Consider the following 17,109-nt stretch of genomic DNA (forward strand, 5'->3'; position numbering starts at 1 on the left):
CGTCATCGCTCCCCTACTGGAGCACGACGATGCAGACACGTGAACTCGGCCGCAGCGGCCTGAAAGTCTCCGCCCTGGGCCTGGGCTGCATGGGCCTGAGCCACGGCTATGGTCCCGCCGTCGAGCAGAGCCAGGGCATCGCCCTGCTGCACGCTGCGGTCGAGCGCGGCGTGACCTTCTTCGACACCGCCGAAGTCTACGGACCGTATACCAACGAAGACCTGCTCGGCAGGGCGCTGGCACCGCACCGCGACAAGCTGGTGATCGCCACCAAGTTCGGCTTCAAGGACGCACAGGTCGACACCGGCCTGGACAGTCGTCCGGAGAACATCCGTGCGGTGGCCGAAGCCAGCCTCAAGCGCCTGCGCACCGACTACATCGACCTGTTCTACCAGCATCGCGTGGATCCGAACGTGCCGATCGAGGATGTGGCCGGCACCGTGCGTGACCTGATCGCCGAGGGCAAGGTGCGCCACTTCGGTTTGTCCGAAGCCAGCGCCGCCACGGTGCGTCGCGCGCATGCCGTGCAACCGGTGGCCGCAGTGCAGAGCGAATACTCGCTGTGGTGGCGCGAACCGGAACGCGAACTGCTGCCGGCGCTGCAGGAACTCGGCATCGGCTTCGTGCCGTTCAGCCCGCTGGGTCGCGGCTTCCTGACTGGCGCGATCAACGCCGACACCACCTTCGCCGACAACGATTTCCGCAACACCGTGCCACGCTTCGAAGTGGAAGCGCGTCGCGCCAATCAAGCGCTGGTTGACCGCATCACCACGATCGCGGCGGCGCGGGGTGCCACCCCGGCACAGGTCGCGCTGGCCTGGCTGCTGGCGCAGGCACCGTGGATCGTGCCGATTCCGGGGACGACCAGGATCCATCGCCTGGAAGAGAACCTTGCCGCTGCCGACCTGCAGCTGTCTCCCGCCGAGCTGGAGCGCATCGCGCAGACGCTGCAGGAGATCGCCATCGTCGGCGAGCGCTACAACGCGCAGCGCGCAGCGCAGGCCAAGGGCTGATCGCAGTGGGTGCGGACTTTCGTCCTGTGCTGGGTGCGGTCTTTCGATCTGTGGTGGGCGCGGACTCTCGTCCTGTGGTGGGTGCGGACCGTTGGTCCGCACGCCTCACCCCACCATCGGCCCGCGCAGCGCATCAAGCACCGTACGCATCGCCACGGTGACGTGCCGGCGTGACGGGTAATACGCGTAGTAGCCATCGAAATGCGGGCACCAGTCATCCAGTGTTGATTGCAGGCGGCCTTCCAGCAGGGCCGCCTGCACCTGGTCTTCGGGCAGCCAGGCCAGTCCGCTGCCGGCCAGCGCCGCAGCCCGCGTCATGCCCATGGTGTTGAAGGTCCATTGACCAGAGACGCGGATGCTCAGCTCGTTACCGTCCTGGCCGAAATCCCAAGGCATCAGGCCGCCATGGGTCGGCAGGCGCAGGGTGATGCAGTTGTGCCCGGCCAGATCGTGCGGATGCACCGGCGCCACGTGCTGGCGGAAGTACGACGGTGCGCCCACCACGCGCATGCGCAGCGGCGGACTGATCGGCAGCGCCACCATGTCGCGTGCCAGGCGCTCACCGAGACGGATGCCGATGTCGTAGCGCTCGGCGACGATGTCGGCCAGGCCGTAATCGGTGGTCAGTTCAACCTTCAGGTCCGGGTACTGCTGCAGCAGCGGTGCCAGCCTTGGCCACGCCAGGTACTCGGCGGCGTGGCCGGTGGCATTGATGCGGATGGTGCCTGCGGGGCGCTCGCGGTACTCGGCCAGCGCGGCCAGTTCGTCTTCGATCTCTGCCAGGCGCGGGGCCAGGGTTTCCAGCAGGCGGGCACCGGCCTCGGTGGTGGCGACGCTGCGGGTGGTGCGGGTCAGCAGGCGCACGCCCAGTCGTTCTTCCAGCCCGCGCATGGCGTGGCTGAGGGCGGACTGGGAGACGCCAAGCTGGGCAGCGGCCCTGGTGAAGCTGCCTTCGCGGGCGACGTGGACGAAGGCTTGCAGGTCGTTGAGGTTTTCACGCGGCATGAGGGGATGATACGGCCGGGCTGCGCCCGGCGCCCGAGGTAGTGCCGGCCGCTGGTCGGCAACCTCAACAGCAACAGCCGAAGCAAGAGCAAAAGCTGGGTTCCTGTGGGATGGCGGGGTGGGTCCGGTTGCAGGGGACGCTGCAAGTACGTCCCTGTAAGCTCGGTCGCGCCATCCATGGCGCTCACGCCCCTGCAACCGGACCCACCCCGCCTTCGACAGTTTCCCGGTGCTGTTGGTAGATGCTGTTGGTAGGTGTCGACCTTGGTCGACACGTAGATCCACGCCATGCGTGGATGCGTACCCGGTGGCACCGGCGCTGGTCGGTAAATGCCGATGTCGATTTGTGGTTCCGTGGTTCGTCGAATGGGTACTTTCCAAACAACAGGGAGCAGCACATGAGCAGCGACAGCAAACCCAAGGGCCCGGCGTCCTATTTTCCTTCCATCGAAAAGACCTACGGGCAGCCGGTGACGCATTGGCTGGGGCTGCTGGCCAAACGGCCGGGGCTGAAGCACATGGAGCTGGTCAGCTTCCTGAAATCCGAGCACGGGCTGGGCCATGGCCACGCAAACGCCCTGGTCGCCCACCACCTGGCCACTCGGCGCTGAGACAACCGCTCCACCGAGCGCAGCGACCCGCTTCTGCTCTTCTTTTCTCTTTACGTGGCTGGACGCGCACGGAACCCGCCCGGCCCACTGCCAGATTCGGAGGCAGCATGCCGCCCAGCCACGAGGGGCTGCGCCGTTCGCCGCAACTCCCAACTGAACGATTTCATCTGCAACTGTCATGCAGATTGTGTCTAATACCGCTCCCCACCCGTAGTGCCCCCACCTGTATGTCCCTCCAATCCCATGGCCCGGCGCCGTGCGACGACGCTGACGGCCACCTGGTCACCGCTGGCCCGCTGACCCCGCCGCCCGATGTTGCCGGCACCCCCGCCGATGAAAAGGCGCTGCGCCACTCGGTCGCCGAGGACGTGCAGGGCATGGTGCTGGCCATGCTCGTGGCTTCACTGGGCCTGGCGATCTTCGCCAAGGGCGGGCTGATGATCGGCGGCATGGCCGGCATGGCCTTCCTGCTGCACTATTCGATGGGCTGGAACTTCGGCCTGGTGTTCGTGCTGGTCAACCTGCCGTTCTACTGGGTGGCCGTGCGCCGCATGGGCTGGGAATTCACCCTGAAGACGTTCGCAGCGGTCACTGCCTGCGGCCTGCTCACCGACATCCTGCCGCGCTGGGCGGACTTTTCGCATATCGCGCCGCTGTACTCGGCGCTGGTCGGTGGCGCGCTGTCCGGGCTGGGCATCCTGTTCTTCATCCGCCACCGCGCCAGCCTCGGCGGCATCGGCATCCTGGCGGTGTACCTGCAGCGCACCCGCGGCTGGAGCGCCGGCAAGGTGCAGATGTCCTTCGATGCGTGCCTGATGGTGGCCGCGTTCTTCGTGCTGTCGCCGTCGAAGGTGATGTACTCGGCCATCGGTGCGGTGGTGCTCAGCCTGGTGCTGATGTTCAACCACCGCCCGGGCCGCTACATGGGCGTCTGATTCCGCATTCGGCCGATCGCCCGCCCAGGCGCCACCCGCCCCGGTAGCGCCGGGCCATGCCCGGCGGATGCGCATCAGCCGCGCGCTGCCTGTACCCACGGCGGTGCCAGCTTCAGCAGCGTTGCATGCACCGGGCAGTCCTCGGCGTGCGCGCCCGGCAGGTAGCCCAGGCTCATCAGGAACTCGCCGGTGATCTCGCCACCGGTGAAGCGGAACGTCTTCTTGAACAGCTTCACCCACTCGTCCTTGCTGCGCGGATGGTGTGCGTCCAGCCAGGCGGCGAAGCTGCCGTGGCTCTGGCGCAGCTGCTGGATCACCTGCGCGTTGTGGATCGCCGCCAGCACCTTCAAGCGGTTGCGGATGATGCCCGGGTCCGCCAGCAGGCGCTCGATGTCCTGCTCGGCGTAGGCCGCCACGCGATCAACGTCGAAAGCGTCATAGGCCGCGCGGAAGCCCTCGCGCTTCTTCAGGATGGTTTCCCAGCTCAGACCAGCCTGATTGATCTCCAGCAGCAGGCGCTCGAACAGCTCGCGCTCATCGCGCTGCGGGAAACCATATTCATTGGCGTGGTAGTACTCGTGCACCGGATGGCCCGGGGCGATGCGGCAGTATCCGCTCATGGTGTGGCCGCCTCCGCGCGGTCTTTGCTGCGGTCAATCTCCAGCTGGCCCGCCGCGCCGTCAAGCAGCAGCGTGGGCCAGCGCGGTGGCTGTACGGTCAGACGGCCGTCGCGCAGGGCCTGCGGGGCCCCGTCCGACGTGCGCTGGTCAACGTCCTGGAAGGAAACATCACCCTCCTTTCTCCAGCCAGCCGGTTCACGCACGTGCAGCTGGCAGCGCGGACCGCTGTACAGACTGGTCATGCACAGCAGCACGTCGTCTTCTCCATCGCCGTCCAGATCGCGACGCAGGGTGACGCAGCGGTTGTCGCCGGTCTTGTCGTCGTCCAGGCAATCGCCCGCGTTCAAGCGGCGGTCCAGTATCGCCTGCCACCAGTCATCGGCTGGCGAGGCGGTGCCCTTGGCCAGCACGATCCGTGCCTTCAGGCCGGCCAGGTCGCGCACGCCACCGTCGATGTCGTTATCCCAGCGTGACTCGCGTTTCTGCCGGGCCAGTGCCTGCGTGATGATGCTGGAGGCGCGCGTGTCGGCCGCCAATGACGGTGCTTTCTGCAGCGTGCGCAGCGCCTGCACACCTCGACGGCCCAGCTCGAAACGCAGCTGATTTGCGGCGTCCGCGGTCATCAACGCCGGATCGGCGCGCAGGCGCTTCATCTGGCTGGCCAGGGTGATGCGCACCGGGTCGATCACCGGTGAGATGGCCAGGAGTGCTGTTGCCAGCACGGCCCAGCACATCCAGCGGTTGACCGGCTCAAGCCGATGCAGCCAACGCCCGTGCCGGCGCAGTGCGGCGAAGGCGTAGCCGATGGCATAGCCGGCAATCAGCACCGCGATCGCCGCGCCCCAGAAGCGCGAGAGGGTCCAGCCGTACTGGCTGACCCGCAGGGACATCGCATACAGCGCCAGGCCGGCGTAGATCGGCAGTGCCAGCAGGCTGGCCTCGACCAGCCGGCGCAGCCATGCCGGGTAGGGCGGGGTGCCGTCGTCGTGCTGGTAGACCGCGTTGGCCAGGCTGATCAGCAGCACCGCCAGCACCAGCAGCAGGCTGGCGGCCGAACGCGTGGCCCACAGCGGCGCCAGCCCGGTGAACGGCAGCGACAGCACGAACAGCACCGCGATGAACGACAGCAATGGCAGCAGGCCGCGGCAGATCGCGAAGAGCACCTGGCGGGTGATCTGCATCGCGCGATGCTGGGTGCGCCCGATCAGCACGCCGAAGCCTGCCAGCATGCCGGTGGCCAAGGCGATGAAGGCATCGCTGCCGAACAGGACGTGGAAAAAGTCGACCTTGACCATCCGGAACAGCGCCGCCCACAGCCATAGCAGCAGCCAGGTCAAGCCGGTGAACACCGCCGCCAGCACCAGGGTCAGCCCGTTCTGCCAGGCGCGTTCGAACAACGCGCCATAGTCGGCCCGCCAATGTCCGGCATGCAGGCGGAACTGCCACCACGGCAGGGCAATGAACGTGGCAACGGCCAGGCAGATCGAGAGCGGAACCTGCAGCACGGCCGCATACAGCGCGGTTTCTCCGCTCAGGTTCCAGGCGGTCCAGGCGGCCAGCGCGAGGACCAGCAACGAGGCCAACCCGGCGTGCAGCCACAGGCGCCAGGCCTTCAGATCGACCAGCGTCAAGGCCACTGCGGTGGGCACGGTCAATACCCAGGCATACCAGCAGTAGCGCCAGCCGATGTCCCGGAACGGCCATTGATCCGCCAGTTCCTGGGCCGCGAAAAGCATCAGCCCCTGCAGCAGCGCGATCAACACGATCATGCTGCGGGTGGGCCATGACAGCGTTGCATCCTGCTGCATCGGGTCGTCCTCCTTGCAAGAGCGCCATCCTAGCCCATCCCTTCGCGCCCGCATCCGGTCGCAGCGGTTAGAATGGCGCCCATGCCAGTAACGCCGACTTCCCTCGCCAATCACCTGCTCGTGGCGCTGCCGTCGCTGATCGACGCCACCTTCGCCCGCACCGTCGCGCTGATCTGCCAGCACGACGAGAACGGGGCAATGGGGGTGCTGGTCAACCAACCGTCCGAGTACACCCTGGGCGAAGTGCTTGCGCAGATGGATATCGCTACCGGCGATGGCGTCCTGCAGGCGCGTCCGGTGCTCAATGGCGGACCGGTGCATCCCGAGCGTGGCTTCGTCATCCATGACGACGCGCGCGCGTGGGATTCCAGCCTCGTCGTCGGTGACGGCCTGTACCTGACCACCTCGCGTGACATCCTCGAGGCGATGGCGCGTGGCGAAGGCCCCGCCAATGCCGTGGTCACCCTGGGCTGCGCGGGCTGGAGTGCCGGCCAGCTGGAAAGCGAACTGTCCGAAAACAGCTGGCTGACCGTGCCGGCCGATGCCGAACTGGTGTTCCAGCTGCCGCTGGAACAGCGCTGGCAGGGCGCGGCGTCGCGCATTGGCGTCGATCTGTTCCGGCTGACCGATTACAGCGGCCATGTCTGAGCCGGCCCTCATCCGTCGCGATGGCACCGTACTCGGTTTCGATGTCGGCTCGCGCCGGATCGGCGTGGCGATCGGCAGTGCCTTCGCCGCGCATGCACGCGCGGTGGCCGTGGTCGATGTGCACGGCAATGGCCCCGACTGGGCGGCGATCGAACGCCTGCTCAAGGAATGGAAGCCCGATGGCCTGGTGGTCGGCGATCCGCTGACCCTGGACGGCCAGGACCAGCCCAACCGCAAGCGCGCGCAGGGCTTTGCCCGCCAGCTGCGGGAACGTTTCAAGCTGCCGGTGGTGATGATCGACGAGCGTTCCAGCTCGGTCGAGGCCGCCCGCCGCTTCGCCGTCGAGCGCGCCGAAGGGCGCAAGCGTCGCCGCGACGCGGCTGCGCTCGATGCCGTGGCTGCGGCGGTGATCATCGACCGCTGGTTGTCGTCGCCGGACGACGCCATTCCCATTTCCTGACGATACGAACCCCGCCATGACCGCCCAGCAACTCGATGACTCCGGCCGCCTGCGCCACCTGTTGACGCTTGAAGGTCTTCCCCGCGACACCCTGGTGCAACTGCTCGACCGCGCTGGCCAGATCCGCGATGCCGCAGTCGGCCGTGTCGGCAACAAGCGCCACGTGCTGGGCGGATCGGCGGTGTGCACGTTGTTCTTCGAACCTTCCACCCGTACCCGCAGCTCGTTCCATCTGGCGGCGCAGCGGCTGGGTGCGGACGTGCTGAACTTCGACGCCTCCACCTCGTCCACGCGCAAGGGCGAAACCGCCTGCGACACGCTGAAGAACCTGGAAGCGATGGGCGTGCGCGGTTTCGTGGTGCGCCACCCCGATGACGGCGCCGTGGCGGCGCTGGCTGCCGTGGCGGGCGAGGGCACCGCGCTGGTCAATGCCGGCGACGGCCGCAGCTCGCACCCGACCCAGGGCCTGCTGGACATGCTGACCCTGCGCCAGGCCAAGGGCCCGGACTTCTCGAAGATGAAGGTGGTGATCGTCGGTGACGTCAAGCACTCACGCGTTGCCCGCACCGACCTGCATGCCCTGCGCACGCTGGGCGTGGGCGAGATCCGCGTATGCGGCCCGCAGTCGCTGCTGCCCGACGACGACACCCTCAAGGGCTGCGTGGTCGGTGATGATTTCGACGCGATGCTGGAAGGCGTCGACGCGCTGATGATGTTGCGCCTGCAGCGCGAGCGCATGGAAGAAGGCCTGGTGCCGTCGCTGGAGCAGTACCACGCACAGTACGGCCTGAACACCACACGCCTGGCCCGCGCCGGCAAGGACGCAGCCGTGCTGCACCCGGGCCCGATCAACCGCGGCGTGGAAGTGACCGACGAAGTGGCCGACGGCCCGCAGTCGTGGGTGCTGCGCCAGGTCGCCAACGGCGTTGCCGTACGCATGGCCGTGCTGGAAACCCTGCTGGGTTGATACCCCCGACCCGGTTGGGTGGGGAATCACCTTGAACTGCCTTGGTGGGTGCCGACCGTTGGTCGGCACATAGGGGAATCACCTCGAACTGCCTCGGTAGGTGCCGACCGTTGGTCGGCACAGAGCAATCAGTCCCGTGAAGCGCTGGGCGCAACCATTGATTGGCTACAGGCCTACCTGCATCGGAGTAGTTGCCCGATAGAAGGGCACTGCCGGTAGGCACACGCTTGTGCCCATGAACCGTGCACGTCTATGCCTTGGCCGCCATTCCCGGATCGGGCAATCCTACATCCTGACCACCGTCACTCAGGGGCGTCGACGCTACTTCGACGATGCCACTGCCGCGCAGGTGGTGATGGACGTGGTCCGCCGCATTGATACTGAAGGCCTGACACACTCACTTGCCTATGTGGTCATGCCGGACCACATCCATTGGCTTGTGGAGCTCCGCGCGTTCTCGCTGGATTACATCATGCAACGCTTCAAATCGAGCAGTGCATTGCGGATCAACCGCATGTTCGGCCGATCAGGGCGATTCTGGCAATCGAGCTATCACGATCACGCGATCCGCTCCGATGAATCACTGTACCGGCATGCGATGTACGTGTTGGGGAATCCGATCAGGGCAGGGCTGACCGCACAGCTTGGTGAATATCCCCATGCGTGGTGTCGATGGGAGATCGAAGGGAGGTTCCAGGCAATTGAACACATTGGATTGGAGAGATAGTGCCGACCAACGGTCGGCACCCACCGACATACGTTTTCCAGCAGGGGCCGTGGCTCAGCGCTTCTGGGCGAACAGCCACGCCCACATCGCTGCGTCGGCGTAGGTGGCATCCCAGGCATTGTGGTTGCCTTCCGCGTACTCTGTATAGCGCACGTCACGCGCGCCTGCGGTCTGGAATGCGGCATGCAGCCGGCGGTCGTCATCCGGCGGCACCACATCATCCAGCGCGCCATGGAAGATCCAGATCGGGGTGTGCTGCAACCGTTGCGCGATCACCGCATAGGGATCCACTTCGTTTGCCACCTGCTCAACGAACAGGGTGGGGCGTACCGCACGTGGTGCCAGCACCGCACCGCAGACCGGCACGATCGCGGCAAAGCGCTTCGGATCGTCCAGCGCGATGTTCCAGCTGCCATAGCCGCCCATCGACATTCCGGTCAGGTACTGCCTTGCCGGGTCAGCGCCGAATTCGGCGATCGTGGCGTCCAGTGCCGCAATCGCCACCCGGTTGTTGCGGCCGCTCCATTCCTCGTCGCCGGGAACCTGCGGAAACACCGCCAGCGCGGGGAAGTCGGCCGCGTGCCGACGCAGGTACGGGCCCAGGCCTGCGTGGGTCTGCTTCACGCCATCGCCGCCGCGCTCGCCGGAGCCGTGCAGGAACAGCACCACCGGCAGCGGACCAGCCGCGCGCGCGGCAGCGGCCGGTATGAACACCTGGTAGTAGGCGGTGTCGCCGTCCACCTTCACCGCACGTGCCTCGAAGTGGCCGCGGGCACCGGGCGGCGTACTGGCACACCCGGTCAACATCAGCAGGGCCAGCAGCGGCAGCCAGCGCAGAAGCGATCGAAGCATGGCGGTTCCCATGAGGGCGATGTCGCCTCGATGGTAGTGCGCTGCGGCCGGCCCGGCATCGTGCGCCGCATCACTGCGGGCGCGGGAAGCTGGCGATGATCTCCAGCTGCTCCTGTGCTTCGGCATTGCCGCCTGCGGCCGCGGCCTGCACCTGCGCCATGTCCGGGTGCAGCACCACCAGCAACGGGTTCTCGCACACCGGGCACACATACTCGGTGGCGTCCTCGTCCAGTTCCATCACCATTGCCCGCGAACTGCCTTTCCACTCGCAGGCGGCACAGGTGTGAAGCTGGTCGCGCCAACCCGGCGCAAAGTAGTTTTCGATCGTCGTTGCCATGGCAGTTCCAGTCAGTGCAGCAGGACCATGGTGGCCAGGCCGAGGAAAGTAAAGAAGCCCATCGAGTCGGTCACCGCTGTCAGGAAGATGCCGCTGGCCAGCGCCGGATCGAAGCCGAAGCGCTTCAGGCCCAGGGGCACCAGCACGCCGGCAAGCGCCGCGAACAACAGGTTGCAGGTCAGCGCGATGGCGATCACGGCCGAGAGTCCGGGCGAGTGGAACCAGGCGAGCACGATCAGGCCCAGCACCGAACCGAGCACCACGCCATTGAGCAGGGCCACCCGCACTTCCTTCCACAGCAGCGTGCGTGCGTTGGAACTGCCGACCTGGCCCAGTGCCAGGCCGCGCACCATCAGCGCCAGTACCTGGGTGCCGGCATTGCCGCCGAGGCCAGCGACGATCGGCATCAACACCGCCAGGGCGACCAGCTTGTCGATGGTGCCCTCGAAGTGGCCGACCACGCTGGAGGCCAGGAAGGCCGTGCACAGATTCACCGACAGCCACATCAAGCGGCGGCGCATCGCGCGCCAGACCGGGCTGAACAGATCCTCGTCCTCGTCCAGGCCGGCGGCGCCCAGCGCCTGGTGCTCGGCCTGGCCACGGATGATGTCGACCACGTCATCGATGGTGATGCGGCCGATCAGGATGTTGTTGTCATCCACCACCGGCGCGGAGATCCAGTCATGGTCGGAGAACTGCCGCGCCACTTCCTGGTCGCTTTCGCCGACATCGATGGCAGGCTGCTCATCGTCGATCAGGCGGTTGATCGGGGTGGTGTCTTCGTGGGTCACCAGCGAGGCCAGCGACACGCGGCCCAGATACTGGTGACGGCGGCTGACCACGAACAGGTGATCGGTGTGGTCGGGCAGTTCGCCGCGCAGCCGCAGGTAGCGCAGCACCACATCGACGTTGACGTCGGCGCGTACCGTCACCACGTCCGGGTTCATCAGGCGGCCGGCGCTGTCCTCGGGGTAGGACAGCACCTGCTCCAGGCGCTCGCGGTTCTCGCGGTCCATCGACTTGAGGACTTCGTCGATGACCGTGTCCGGAAGGTCTTCGACCAGGTCGGCCAGATCGTCGATGTCGAGGTCTTCGACCGCGGCGATGATCTCGTCCGGGTCCATGTCCGCGAGCAGGCTTTCGCGCACGTCGTCGCCGACGTGGACCAGCACCTCGCCGTCATCTTCCGGATCGACCAGGCCCCAGACGATCTCGCGCTTGCCCGGCGGCAGCGATTCGAGCAGGTTGCCGATCTCGGCCGGCGCCAGGGTATTGACCAGACGGCGTACCGGGCCCAGCCGACCGCTGTCCAGTGCATCGGACAGCATCCGCAACTGGCGCGCAGTCTTGTCGTGGCGTACAGCCTCAGCCATCGCAGCTCCCGCGGGGATAAGAAAAGCCGCGATCCTGGCAAGGATGCGGCAACAGGGGTGTTCAGCGCGTCATTATCGCAAGGGGATGTTTCAGCGCATAGCCGCCGGGCATGGCGGCTATGCCGGGCGTTGGTAGTGCCGGCCGCTGGCCGGCAACTGCAACATGCCTACCGAAGGTCCATGAGGTTGCCGCCCAGCGGCCGGCACTACCGTCGGGAATCAGGACGCGTCCGCCACCAGCGCCAGCCAGCGCTCGATGCCGCGGCGGTCACGCATGCCCAGCAGCTTCGGTGCGCGGGCGCGCAAGGCTCCCAGATCGGCATCACGGACAGCACGGCGTACTTCCAGCAGGGTGCCCGGGTGCAGGCTGAACTCGGTCAGGCCCAGTGCCAGCAGCAGCGGGGTCATCCGTGCGTCGCCGGCGATTTCGCCGCATACCGCTACCGGAACGCGATGGCGTGCGCCGGTCTCGATCACCATCTGCAGCAGGCGCAGCACGGCCGGATGCAGCGGCGAATACAGTTCGCCCAGTGCTTCGTTGTTGCGGTCAGCGGCCAGCAGGTACTGCACCAGATCGTTGGTGCCGATCGACAGGAAGTCGACCAGATCGATGAAGCTCTCCAGCGCCAGCGCGGCGGCGGGTACTTCGATCATCGCGCCCAGTGGCACGTGCTCGGCCACCATGTGGCCCTCGGCGCGCAGTTGCTCGCCCAGTTTCAGCATGCGCCGGCGCACCGCCAGCAGTTCGTCGCGGGTGCTGACCATGGGCACCAGCACGCGCAGCTTGCCGTAGGCCGAGGCGCGCAGGATCGCGCGCATCTGGGTGTCGGCCACCTTGGGCCGCGCCAGCGATAGGCGCACGCCGCGCAGGCCCAGCGCCGGGTTTTCTTCGTTGCTCAGGGTCAGGCCGGTGCGGTCAGCCTTGTCTGCACCCAGGTCCAACGTGCGGATGGTCACCGGCCGGCCGCTCATGCCCAGCGCCGCATCGCGGTAGGTCTGGAACTGTTCTTCTTCGTCCGGCAACTCGTTGCGCTGCAGGAACAGGAATTCGGTGCGGTACAGGCCCAGGCCGTGGGCGCCCAGCGCATGCGCCTGGGTCACATCTTCCAGCGATTCGGCGTTGGCCAGCAGTGCGATGTCGACCTGGTCGCGGGTACGGCTGGGCTTGCTGCGCAGGCGGCCGAGCTCGCGCTGCTCGCGTGCGTGCTCCTTCAGGCGCGCCCGGTAATCACGCAGGTTATCGGCCTGCGGGTTCACTGTGATGCTGCCGTCGGCGCCATCGATGATCAGCACGTCGCCGTCGAGCACCTTGTTCAGCAGCTGCGGCACGCTGACGATCAACGGCAGGTGCAGGCTGCGGGCAAGGATCGCACTGTGCGAAAGCGCGCTGCCAGCGCTGGTGACGATGCCGACCACACCGTGCGATTGCAGCTGGGCCAGCTCGGAAGGGGCGATGTTGTCGCAGACCAGGATTTCGCCGGCCAGGCCCTTCACCGCTGCGGGCCGTTCCGGCTGCAGGAACGCGTGGATGCGCCCGATCACATGGTCGAGGTCGTCCATGCGGCTCTTCAGGTAGGCATCGTCCATGCCGTCGAAGACTTTGGCCAGGCGGTCGCGCTGCAGGCGCAGCGCGTAGCCGGCACTGTAGGGACCACTGCGGATCAGTTCGTCCAGGCCGAACAGCAGTTCGGGATCGTCCAGCAGCAGTGCGTGCAGGTCGAGGAACTCGCCCACTTCCTGGTTCAGCGCGCCATGCAGGCGCTGGCGCAGCTCGTGCATTTCCGTGCGCGCCGCGTCTACCGCGCGGTGCAGGCGTGCCAGCTCGGATTCAACCTGGGAGGGGGCGACGCGCTGTTCGGCTACTTCCAGTGCATGCGGCAGGCGCACGCGGGCGCGGCCCATCGCAGTACCTCGGGCGGCGCCGTGTCCAGCCAGCAGCTGTACCGGCCGTTGGCCGGTGGGGGCTTGGCCGGCGCGCGCGCGCGGCACGCTCAGTTGTCCTCGTCGAAGCGACGCTCGAACAGGTCGACCACCGCATCCATCGCGGCGACTTCGTCTTCGCCGTTGATGCGGATGGTGACCGGCGTGCCTTGCCCGGCCGCCAGCAGCATCACGCCCATGATGCTCTTGGCGTTGATCTCACGGCCCTTGGCGGCCATGGTCACGTTGCAGCGGAACGGCGCCAGGGTCTGCACCAGCTTGGCGGTGGCCCGGGCATGCAGGCCCAGGCGGTTGCTCACAGTGAGTTCTCGTTCAAGCATCGTCGACTATCGCTCCATTACGGGTGCCCGCCGCCGCAGTGGCGGGCAGTTGATCCAGTCCCTGTTCCGGATAATTCATCACCCGCAGCAACATCGGCAGACTCAGCGCCGACACCCGGCGAACCGGGGTCCCCAACCGGGCCAGCTGCCCGGCAAGGTTGGCAGGGCTGGCGCCGTACAGGTCGGTCAGGATCAGCACGCCATCACCCCCATCGACCCGCCGCAGAGCGGCCGAGGCGAGCGGGAGCAGAGCATCCAGGTCTGCGTCGAACGGTACTTCGAAAGCTTCGGTCTTCAGCGGCAACTGCCGCAGAAGCCGGGTCGCCACGTCGAGCAGGGCGATCCCGACCCCAGGATGTGTTACGAGGAGAATGCCACAGGTCATTACTGCACGTTAACAGGTCAAGGTGAATTGGCGATAGCAGCAGGAGAGGGGCACTGTGTCCCGTATTCAGCGTTGTTCGGGTCAGAGCCCTTTTTCGTTGAAAAAGCGATCCGACCCCATCCGTTTTTTCGATGCCTGACAGAGATTCATCCACGCATGGCGTGGATCTACTGTGTCGACCAAGGTCGACACCCACCAACAGCCAAACGACGATGCGCCGCCATCTGTCGAAGGCGGGGTGGGTCCGGTTGCGGGGGTGTCCGCGGCATGGATGCCGCGGCCAAGCCCCCATGGATGGGTTTACGGCGTCCCCCGCAACCGGACCCACCCCGCCATCCCACGTAATCCGGCTCTCGCCGTGGACGTTGCCGTGGTTTCTGCGGGTGCCGGGCGCAGCCCGGCCGACCCCCCTCAATCCTGCTCGCGGTGGTACGTCGCCACGTCTTCCCAGCCCATCTCACGCGCATGGCGAGCCAGGCGTTCGGCCAGGAACACCGAGCGGTGCTTGCCGCCGGTGCAGCCGAAGGCCACCGTCACATAGCTGCGGGTGCCGTCACCCAGCTTGGGCAGCCAGGTATCCAGGAAATCCATCAACTGCGACAGGTAGCGCTGCACATCCGGCTGTGCTTCCAGGTAGTCGCGCACGCCGGGTTCGCGGCCGCTCAACGCACGCAGTTCCGGATCCCAATGCGGGTTGGGCAGCACGCGCGCGTCGAACACGAAATCGGCCTCGGCCGGCACGCCACGCTTGTAGGCGAACGATTCGAACAGCAGCGACAGGCGGCTGGCATGGCCCATCGCGAATTCGGTGATGATGCGGCGCCGCAGCTGATGCACGTTCAACGCACTGGTATCGATCACGGCATCGGCTTCGCGGCGCAGCGGCGCGATCAGCTCGCGCTCACGGGCGATCGCTTCCGGCAGCGACAGGCCCAGCTGGCTCAGCGGGTGCCGGCGGCGGGTGTCGGCGTAGCGCTTGAGCACCGTTTCATCGCTGGCCTCGAAAAACAGCACCTTGGCGTCGACGCCGGCATCGGTGGCCAGCTGCCGCCAGCTGGACAACTGGGTCAGGTCGCTCTGCCCGCGCACATCGATGCCCACCGCCAACCGGCGCGATGCCGCGCCGTCATGGTGACTCAGCACATTGCGCACGAAATCCGGCAGCAGCTGGATCGGCAGGTTGTCCGAACAGTAGTAGTCCTGGTCCTCGAAGGTCTTCAGGGCGACGGATTTACCCGAGCCGGACAGGCCACTGACGATGATCAGGGTCGGGGCGGTGGGAATGACGGTGCTCATGGACGGGCTCTTCGAAGGACAGGGGGGTCAGGGCGTTCGCCGTTCCAGCAGGTTGCTGTGGCGGGCGATGAACATCGCCGCCGGGTCGATACCCTTGGTACGCAGAATGTGCAGGCGGGTGGCCGCCTCGGTCAGGACGGCCAGGTTGCGGCCGGGCATCACCGGCAGGGTGATCAGCGGCACGTCCAGGTCCAGCACGTGGCGCGTGCCCGAGTCGCCGGTCAGGCGCTCGTAACCATGGGGGGTGGGCTCGGTCATCGGCTTGGTCAGGTGGACGATCAGCCGAAGGTACTTGTTCTTCTTTACAGCGGTGTCGCCAAACATCTCGCGCACGTTCAGCACGCCCAGGCCGCGCACTTCCAGCAGGTCCTGCAGCAGTTCCGGGCAGGTGCCATCGAGCACGTCGGGGGCGATCTGGGTGAACTCGGGGGCGTCGTCGGCCACCAGGCGGTGACCGCGGCTGAGCAGCTCCAGGGCCAGCTCGCTCTTGCCTGATCCCGCTTCACCGGTGATCAGCACGCCGATGGAGTAGATCTCCATGAACACGCCATGCAGAATCACCCGCGGCGCCAGCGTCCGGGCCAGGTGGTAGGACAGATGGTTGAGCAGTTCGTGGCCGCGCTTGGGTGACAACCACAGCGGCGTGCCGGATTCATCGGCGGCCGCGCGCAGGTCTTCCGGGCACGGCTGGTTGCGGGTCAGCACCAGCGCCAGCGGATGCGACTGCATGATCTTTTCGATGGTTTCCCAGCGCTGGCGTGGTTCCAGCGCGTCCAGCCAGGACAGTTCCTCGGTACCGAGGATCTGCACCTTGTTGGGATAGATCGCATTGAGATAGCCGGCCAGCGAAGGGCGTCGCGAGACCGTATTGCCGGCCTCCAGCTCGCGCTTCTCACCGGATTTGCCCGCTGCCCAACGCAGGCCGAGCCGCTCACGCTGCTGTTCGAACAGTTCGCGGGCAGTGATGCTGGTATTCATGCGGCGCTCGCCGGTGGGGTCAGGTCCAGGGCCTGGCGCAGCTCCCGTGCATCGCCGGCCTCGCGCAGCGCCTGGCGGATGCAGGGCGCGGAAAACAGCTCGGCCAGCTCGGACAGCAGCATCAGGTGTTGATGGGTGTAGTGGGCGGGAACGGCCATGGCGAACACCAGGTCCACCGGCTCGTCACCACCGAAATCGACCGGCGTCTGCAGACGCAGCAGCGCGCCACGGGGGCGATCCAGGGTCGGCGCACGACCATGCGGGATGGCGATGCCGTAGCCGATCGCGGTACTGCCCAACGCCTCGCGCTGGCACAGGTTGAGATAGATCTGTTCGGCGTTGGCTTGGCGGCAGGCCAGCAATCCGGCCGCGGCCTGCAGGACGCTGTCGCGGTCGGTGGCCGTGCAGAGCTGGGTCTGCACGGCCGCCAGGAGGTCAGTCAGGGGCATGTCTGCGGGGAGCGGTGGCGATCAGCCACCATTGTCGCCCACCGGCAGCGGTGCGTGCTGCTGTTTTTTCTCCTTGTGCTTGATCACCAGGCGGTCAAGCTTGTCCGCCAGCAGGTCGATCGCCGCATACATGGTCTGCGCATTGGCTTCAGCGTGCAGGGTCTGACCCGGAATATTGAGGCTGGCATCGACGTGGTGTTCAGTCTTCTGCAGCTTGAGGGTCACCCGCGCTTCGCAGTGCTGGTCGAAGTGTTTGCCGATCCGGGCCAGCTTCTCCTCTACATAGGACTGCAGGGCCGGGGTGACTTCGACATCTTTGCCAAACGTTTCGATGCGCATCGGGTTTCTCCTTTGATCGGATGTGCCAATGAACCTCTCCGCCGG

The 17,109-nt window shown here is 66.6% G+C and carries 20 protein-coding genes; 7 read left to right on the plus strand and 13 right to left on the minus strand.

Going from position 1 to position 17,109, the window contains the following annotated elements:
• Positions 1 to 29 precede the first annotated feature (29 nt).
• Positions 30 to 1,013, plus strand: a complete 984-nt coding sequence (locus AC07UW_RS02030; protein WP_100435908.1) for an aldo/keto reductase — start codon at positions 30 to 32, stop codon at positions 1,011 to 1,013.
• A 105-nt stretch (positions 1,014 to 1,118) separates the two neighbouring features.
• Here AC07UW_RS02030 and AC07UW_RS02035 read toward each other — a convergent pair whose 3' ends face one another.
• Positions 1,119 to 2,018 carry a LysR family transcriptional regulator gene (locus tag AC07UW_RS02035; RefSeq protein WP_312110457.1) on the minus strand — a complete coding sequence of 300 codons (900 nt, stop codon included), beginning with the start codon at positions 2,016 to 2,018 and terminating at the stop codon, positions 1,119 to 1,121.
• 398 nt (positions 2,019 to 2,416) lie between these two features.
• Here AC07UW_RS02035 and AC07UW_RS02040 point away from each other — a divergent pair, with 398 nt between their 5' ends.
• Both AC07UW_RS02040 and AC07UW_RS02045 read left to right on the plus strand, forming a co-directional pair.
• On the plus strand, positions 2,417 to 2,629 hold the full coding sequence (locus AC07UW_RS02040; RefSeq protein WP_223494409.1) for a DUF4287 domain-containing protein: 213 nt from the start codon (positions 2,417 to 2,419) through the stop codon (positions 2,627 to 2,629).
• A gap of 227 nt (positions 2,630 to 2,856) precedes the next feature.
• Positions 2,857 to 3,564 (plus strand): YitT family protein, encoded by a 708-nt coding sequence (locus AC07UW_RS02045; protein ID WP_025874035.1) that lies wholly within the window; start codon positions 2,857 to 2,859, stop codon positions 3,562 to 3,564.
• 74 nt (positions 3,565 to 3,638) lie between these two features.
• Here AC07UW_RS02045 and AC07UW_RS02050 read toward each other — a convergent pair whose 3' ends face one another.
• Positions 3,639 to 4,184, minus strand: coding sequence for a DNA-3-methyladenine glycosylase I (locus AC07UW_RS02050; RefSeq protein ID WP_223494410.1), 546 nt, complete (start codon positions 4,182 to 4,184; stop codon positions 3,639 to 3,641).
• Positions 4,181 to 5,992, minus strand: a complete 1,812-nt coding sequence (locus AC07UW_RS02055; RefSeq protein ID WP_223494411.1) for a DUF4153 domain-containing protein — start codon at positions 5,990 to 5,992, stop codon at positions 4,181 to 4,183. The genes AC07UW_RS02050 and AC07UW_RS02055 overlap by 4 nt, the downstream gene beginning before the upstream one ends.
• Before the next feature lie 81 nt (positions 5,993 to 6,073).
• Here AC07UW_RS02055 and AC07UW_RS02060 point away from each other — a divergent pair, with 81 nt between their 5' ends.
• The 4 genes from AC07UW_RS02060 (at position 6,074) to AC07UW_RS02075 (ending at position 8,794) form a co-directional block, all read left to right on the plus strand.
• Positions 6,074 to 6,640, plus strand: coding sequence for a YqgE/AlgH family protein (locus AC07UW_RS02060; RefSeq protein ID WP_025874032.1), 567 nt, complete (start codon positions 6,074 to 6,076; stop codon positions 6,638 to 6,640).
• Entirely contained in the window at positions 6,633 to 7,100 is a 468-nt protein-coding gene (gene ruvX, locus AC07UW_RS02065) for a Holliday junction resolvase RuvX (RefSeq protein WP_099819256.1), read from the plus strand. The genes AC07UW_RS02060 and ruvX overlap by 8 nt, the downstream gene beginning before the upstream one ends.
• Positions 7,101 to 7,116: 16 nt before the next feature.
• Positions 7,117 to 8,067 carry an aspartate carbamoyltransferase catalytic subunit gene (locus AC07UW_RS02070; RefSeq protein WP_080149501.1) on the plus strand — a complete coding sequence of 317 codons (951 nt, stop codon included), beginning with the start codon at positions 7,117 to 7,119 and terminating at the stop codon, positions 8,065 to 8,067.
• Positions 8,068 to 8,302: 235 nt separating this feature from the next.
• Positions 8,303 to 8,794 carry an REP-associated tyrosine transposase gene (locus AC07UW_RS02075; protein WP_495211303.1) on the plus strand — a complete coding sequence of 164 codons (492 nt, stop codon included), beginning with the start codon at positions 8,303 to 8,305 and terminating at the stop codon, positions 8,792 to 8,794.
• A 54-nt stretch (positions 8,795 to 8,848) separates the two neighbouring features.
• Here the strand turns inward: AC07UW_RS02075 and AC07UW_RS02080 are convergent, their stop codons facing one another.
• The 10 genes from AC07UW_RS02080 to hpf all read right to left on the minus strand — a co-directional run bounded on the left by AC07UW_RS02080 (position 8,849) and on the right by hpf (position 17,064).
• On the minus strand, positions 8,849 to 9,646 hold the full coding sequence (locus AC07UW_RS02080) for a carboxylesterase family protein (RefSeq protein ID WP_495211304.1): 798 nt from the start codon (positions 9,644 to 9,646) through the stop codon (positions 8,849 to 8,851).
• Between the two features lie 70 nt (positions 9,647 to 9,716).
• Positions 9,717 to 9,983, minus strand: coding sequence for a hypothetical protein (locus AC07UW_RS02085; protein ID WP_025874027.1), 267 nt, complete (start codon positions 9,981 to 9,983; stop codon positions 9,717 to 9,719).
• A gap of 11 nt (positions 9,984 to 9,994) precedes the next feature.
• The gene (mgtE, locus tag AC07UW_RS02090; RefSeq protein ID WP_025874026.1) at positions 9,995 to 11,356 is read right to left on the minus strand and encodes a magnesium transporter; all 1,362 of its coding nucleotides are present in this window, start codon (positions 11,354 to 11,356) and stop codon (positions 9,995 to 9,997) included.
• Between the two features lie 219 nt (positions 11,357 to 11,575).
• The gene (ptsP, locus tag AC07UW_RS02095) at positions 11,576 to 13,345 is read right to left on the minus strand and encodes a phosphoenolpyruvate--protein phosphotransferase (protein WP_495211305.1); all 1,770 of its coding nucleotides are present in this window, start codon (positions 13,343 to 13,345) and stop codon (positions 11,576 to 11,578) included.
• Between the two features lie 2 nt (positions 13,346 to 13,347).
• Positions 13,348 to 13,617: an HPr family phosphocarrier protein gene (locus AC07UW_RS02100; protein ID WP_025874024.1), complete on the minus strand. Its 270-nt coding sequence runs from the start codon at positions 13,615 to 13,617 to the stop codon at positions 13,348 to 13,350.
• Positions 13,610 to 14,002 carry a PTS sugar transporter subunit IIA gene (locus AC07UW_RS02105; RefSeq protein WP_025874023.1) on the minus strand — a complete coding sequence of 131 codons (393 nt, stop codon included), beginning with the start codon at positions 14,000 to 14,002 and terminating at the stop codon, positions 13,610 to 13,612. Before AC07UW_RS02105 ends, AC07UW_RS02100 begins: the two co-directional genes overlap by 8 nt.
• A gap of 411 nt (positions 14,003 to 14,413) precedes the next feature.
• Positions 14,414 to 15,298 (minus strand): RNase adapter RapZ, encoded by an 885-nt coding sequence (gene rapZ / locus AC07UW_RS02110; RefSeq protein ID WP_223494414.1) that lies wholly within the window; start codon positions 15,296 to 15,298, stop codon positions 14,414 to 14,416.
• A gap of 27 nt (positions 15,299 to 15,325) precedes the next feature.
• Positions 15,326 to 16,276 (minus strand): HPr(Ser) kinase/phosphatase, encoded by a 951-nt coding sequence (gene hprK / locus AC07UW_RS02115; protein WP_004147299.1) that lies wholly within the window; start codon positions 16,274 to 16,276, stop codon positions 15,326 to 15,328.
• On the minus strand, positions 16,273 to 16,725 hold the full coding sequence (locus AC07UW_RS02120; RefSeq protein WP_032977285.1) for a PTS sugar transporter subunit IIA: 453 nt from the start codon (positions 16,723 to 16,725) through the stop codon (positions 16,273 to 16,275). Before AC07UW_RS02120 ends, hprK begins: the two co-directional genes overlap by 4 nt.
• A gap of 21 nt (positions 16,726 to 16,746) precedes the next feature.
• Entirely contained in the window at positions 16,747 to 17,064 is a 318-nt protein-coding gene (hpf, locus tag AC07UW_RS02125; protein WP_004147311.1) for a ribosome hibernation-promoting factor, HPF/YfiA family, read from the minus strand.
• Positions 17,065 to 17,109: the final 45 nt, after the last annotated feature.

The organism is Stenotrophomonas sp. GW821-FHT02D01, from assembly GCF_059421765.1.

Bases quoted from the DNA above. Each gene is read 5' to 3' on its own strand.
- AC07UW_RS02040 (WP_223494409.1), top strand. From the start codon at position 2,417: ATGAGCAGCGACAGCAAACCCAAGGGCCCGGCGTCCTATTTTCCTTCC.
- AC07UW_RS02030 (WP_100435908.1), top strand. From the start codon at position 30: ATGCAGACACGTGAACTCGGCCGCAGCGGCCTGAAAGTCTCCGCCCTG.
- AC07UW_RS02035 (WP_312110457.1), bottom strand. From the start codon at position 2,018: ATGCCGCGTGAAAACCTCAACGACCTGCAAGCCTTCGTCCACGTCGCC.
- AC07UW_RS02120 (WP_032977285.1), bottom strand. From the start codon at position 16,725: ATGCCCCTGACTGACCTCCTGGCGGCCGTGCAGACCCAGCTCTGCACG.
- AC07UW_RS02085 (WP_025874027.1), bottom strand. From the start codon at position 9,983: ATGGCAACGACGATCGAAAACTACTTTGCGCCGGGTTGGCGCGACCAG.
- hpf (WP_004147311.1), bottom strand. From the start codon at position 17,064: ATGCGCATCGAAACGTTTGGCAAAGATGTCGAAGTCACCCCGGCCCTG.
- AC07UW_RS02045 (WP_025874035.1), top strand. From the start codon at position 2,857: ATGTCCCTCCAATCCCATGGCCCGGCGCCGTGCGACGACGCTGACGGC.
- AC07UW_RS02105 (WP_025874023.1), bottom strand. From the start codon at position 14,002: ATGACCTGTGGCATTCTCCTCGTAACACATCCTGGGGTCGGGATCGCC.
- AC07UW_RS02100 (WP_025874024.1), bottom strand. From the start codon at position 13,617: ATGCTTGAACGAGAACTCACTGTGAGCAACCGCCTGGGCCTGCATGCC.
- AC07UW_RS02070 (WP_080149501.1), top strand. From the start codon at position 7,117: ATGACCGCCCAGCAACTCGATGACTCCGGCCGCCTGCGCCACCTGTTG.
- AC07UW_RS02055 (WP_223494411.1), bottom strand. From the start codon at position 5,992: ATGCAGCAGGATGCAACGCTGTCATGGCCCACCCGCAGCATGATCGTG.
- AC07UW_RS02075 (WP_495211303.1), top strand. From the start codon at position 8,303: ATGAACCGTGCACGTCTATGCCTTGGCCGCCATTCCCGGATCGGGCAA.
- AC07UW_RS02050 (WP_223494410.1), bottom strand. From the start codon at position 4,184: ATGAGCGGATACTGCCGCATCGCCCCGGGCCATCCGGTGCACGAGTAC.
- AC07UW_RS02060 (WP_025874032.1), top strand. From the start codon at position 6,074: ATGCCAGTAACGCCGACTTCCCTCGCCAATCACCTGCTCGTGGCGCTG.
- AC07UW_RS02080 (WP_495211304.1), bottom strand. From the start codon at position 9,646: ATGCTTCGATCGCTTCTGCGCTGGCTGCCGCTGCTGGCCCTGCTGATG.
- hprK (WP_004147299.1), bottom strand. From the start codon at position 16,276: ATGAATACCAGCATCACTGCCCGCGAACTGTTCGAACAGCAGCGTGAG.
- mgtE (WP_025874026.1), bottom strand. From the start codon at position 11,356: ATGGCTGAGGCTGTACGCCACGACAAGACTGCGCGCCAGTTGCGGATG.
- rapZ (WP_223494414.1), bottom strand. From the start codon at position 15,298: ATGAGCACCGTCATTCCCACCGCCCCGACCCTGATCATCGTCAGTGGC.
- ruvX (WP_099819256.1), top strand. From the start codon at position 6,633: ATGTCTGAGCCGGCCCTCATCCGTCGCGATGGCACCGTACTCGGTTTC.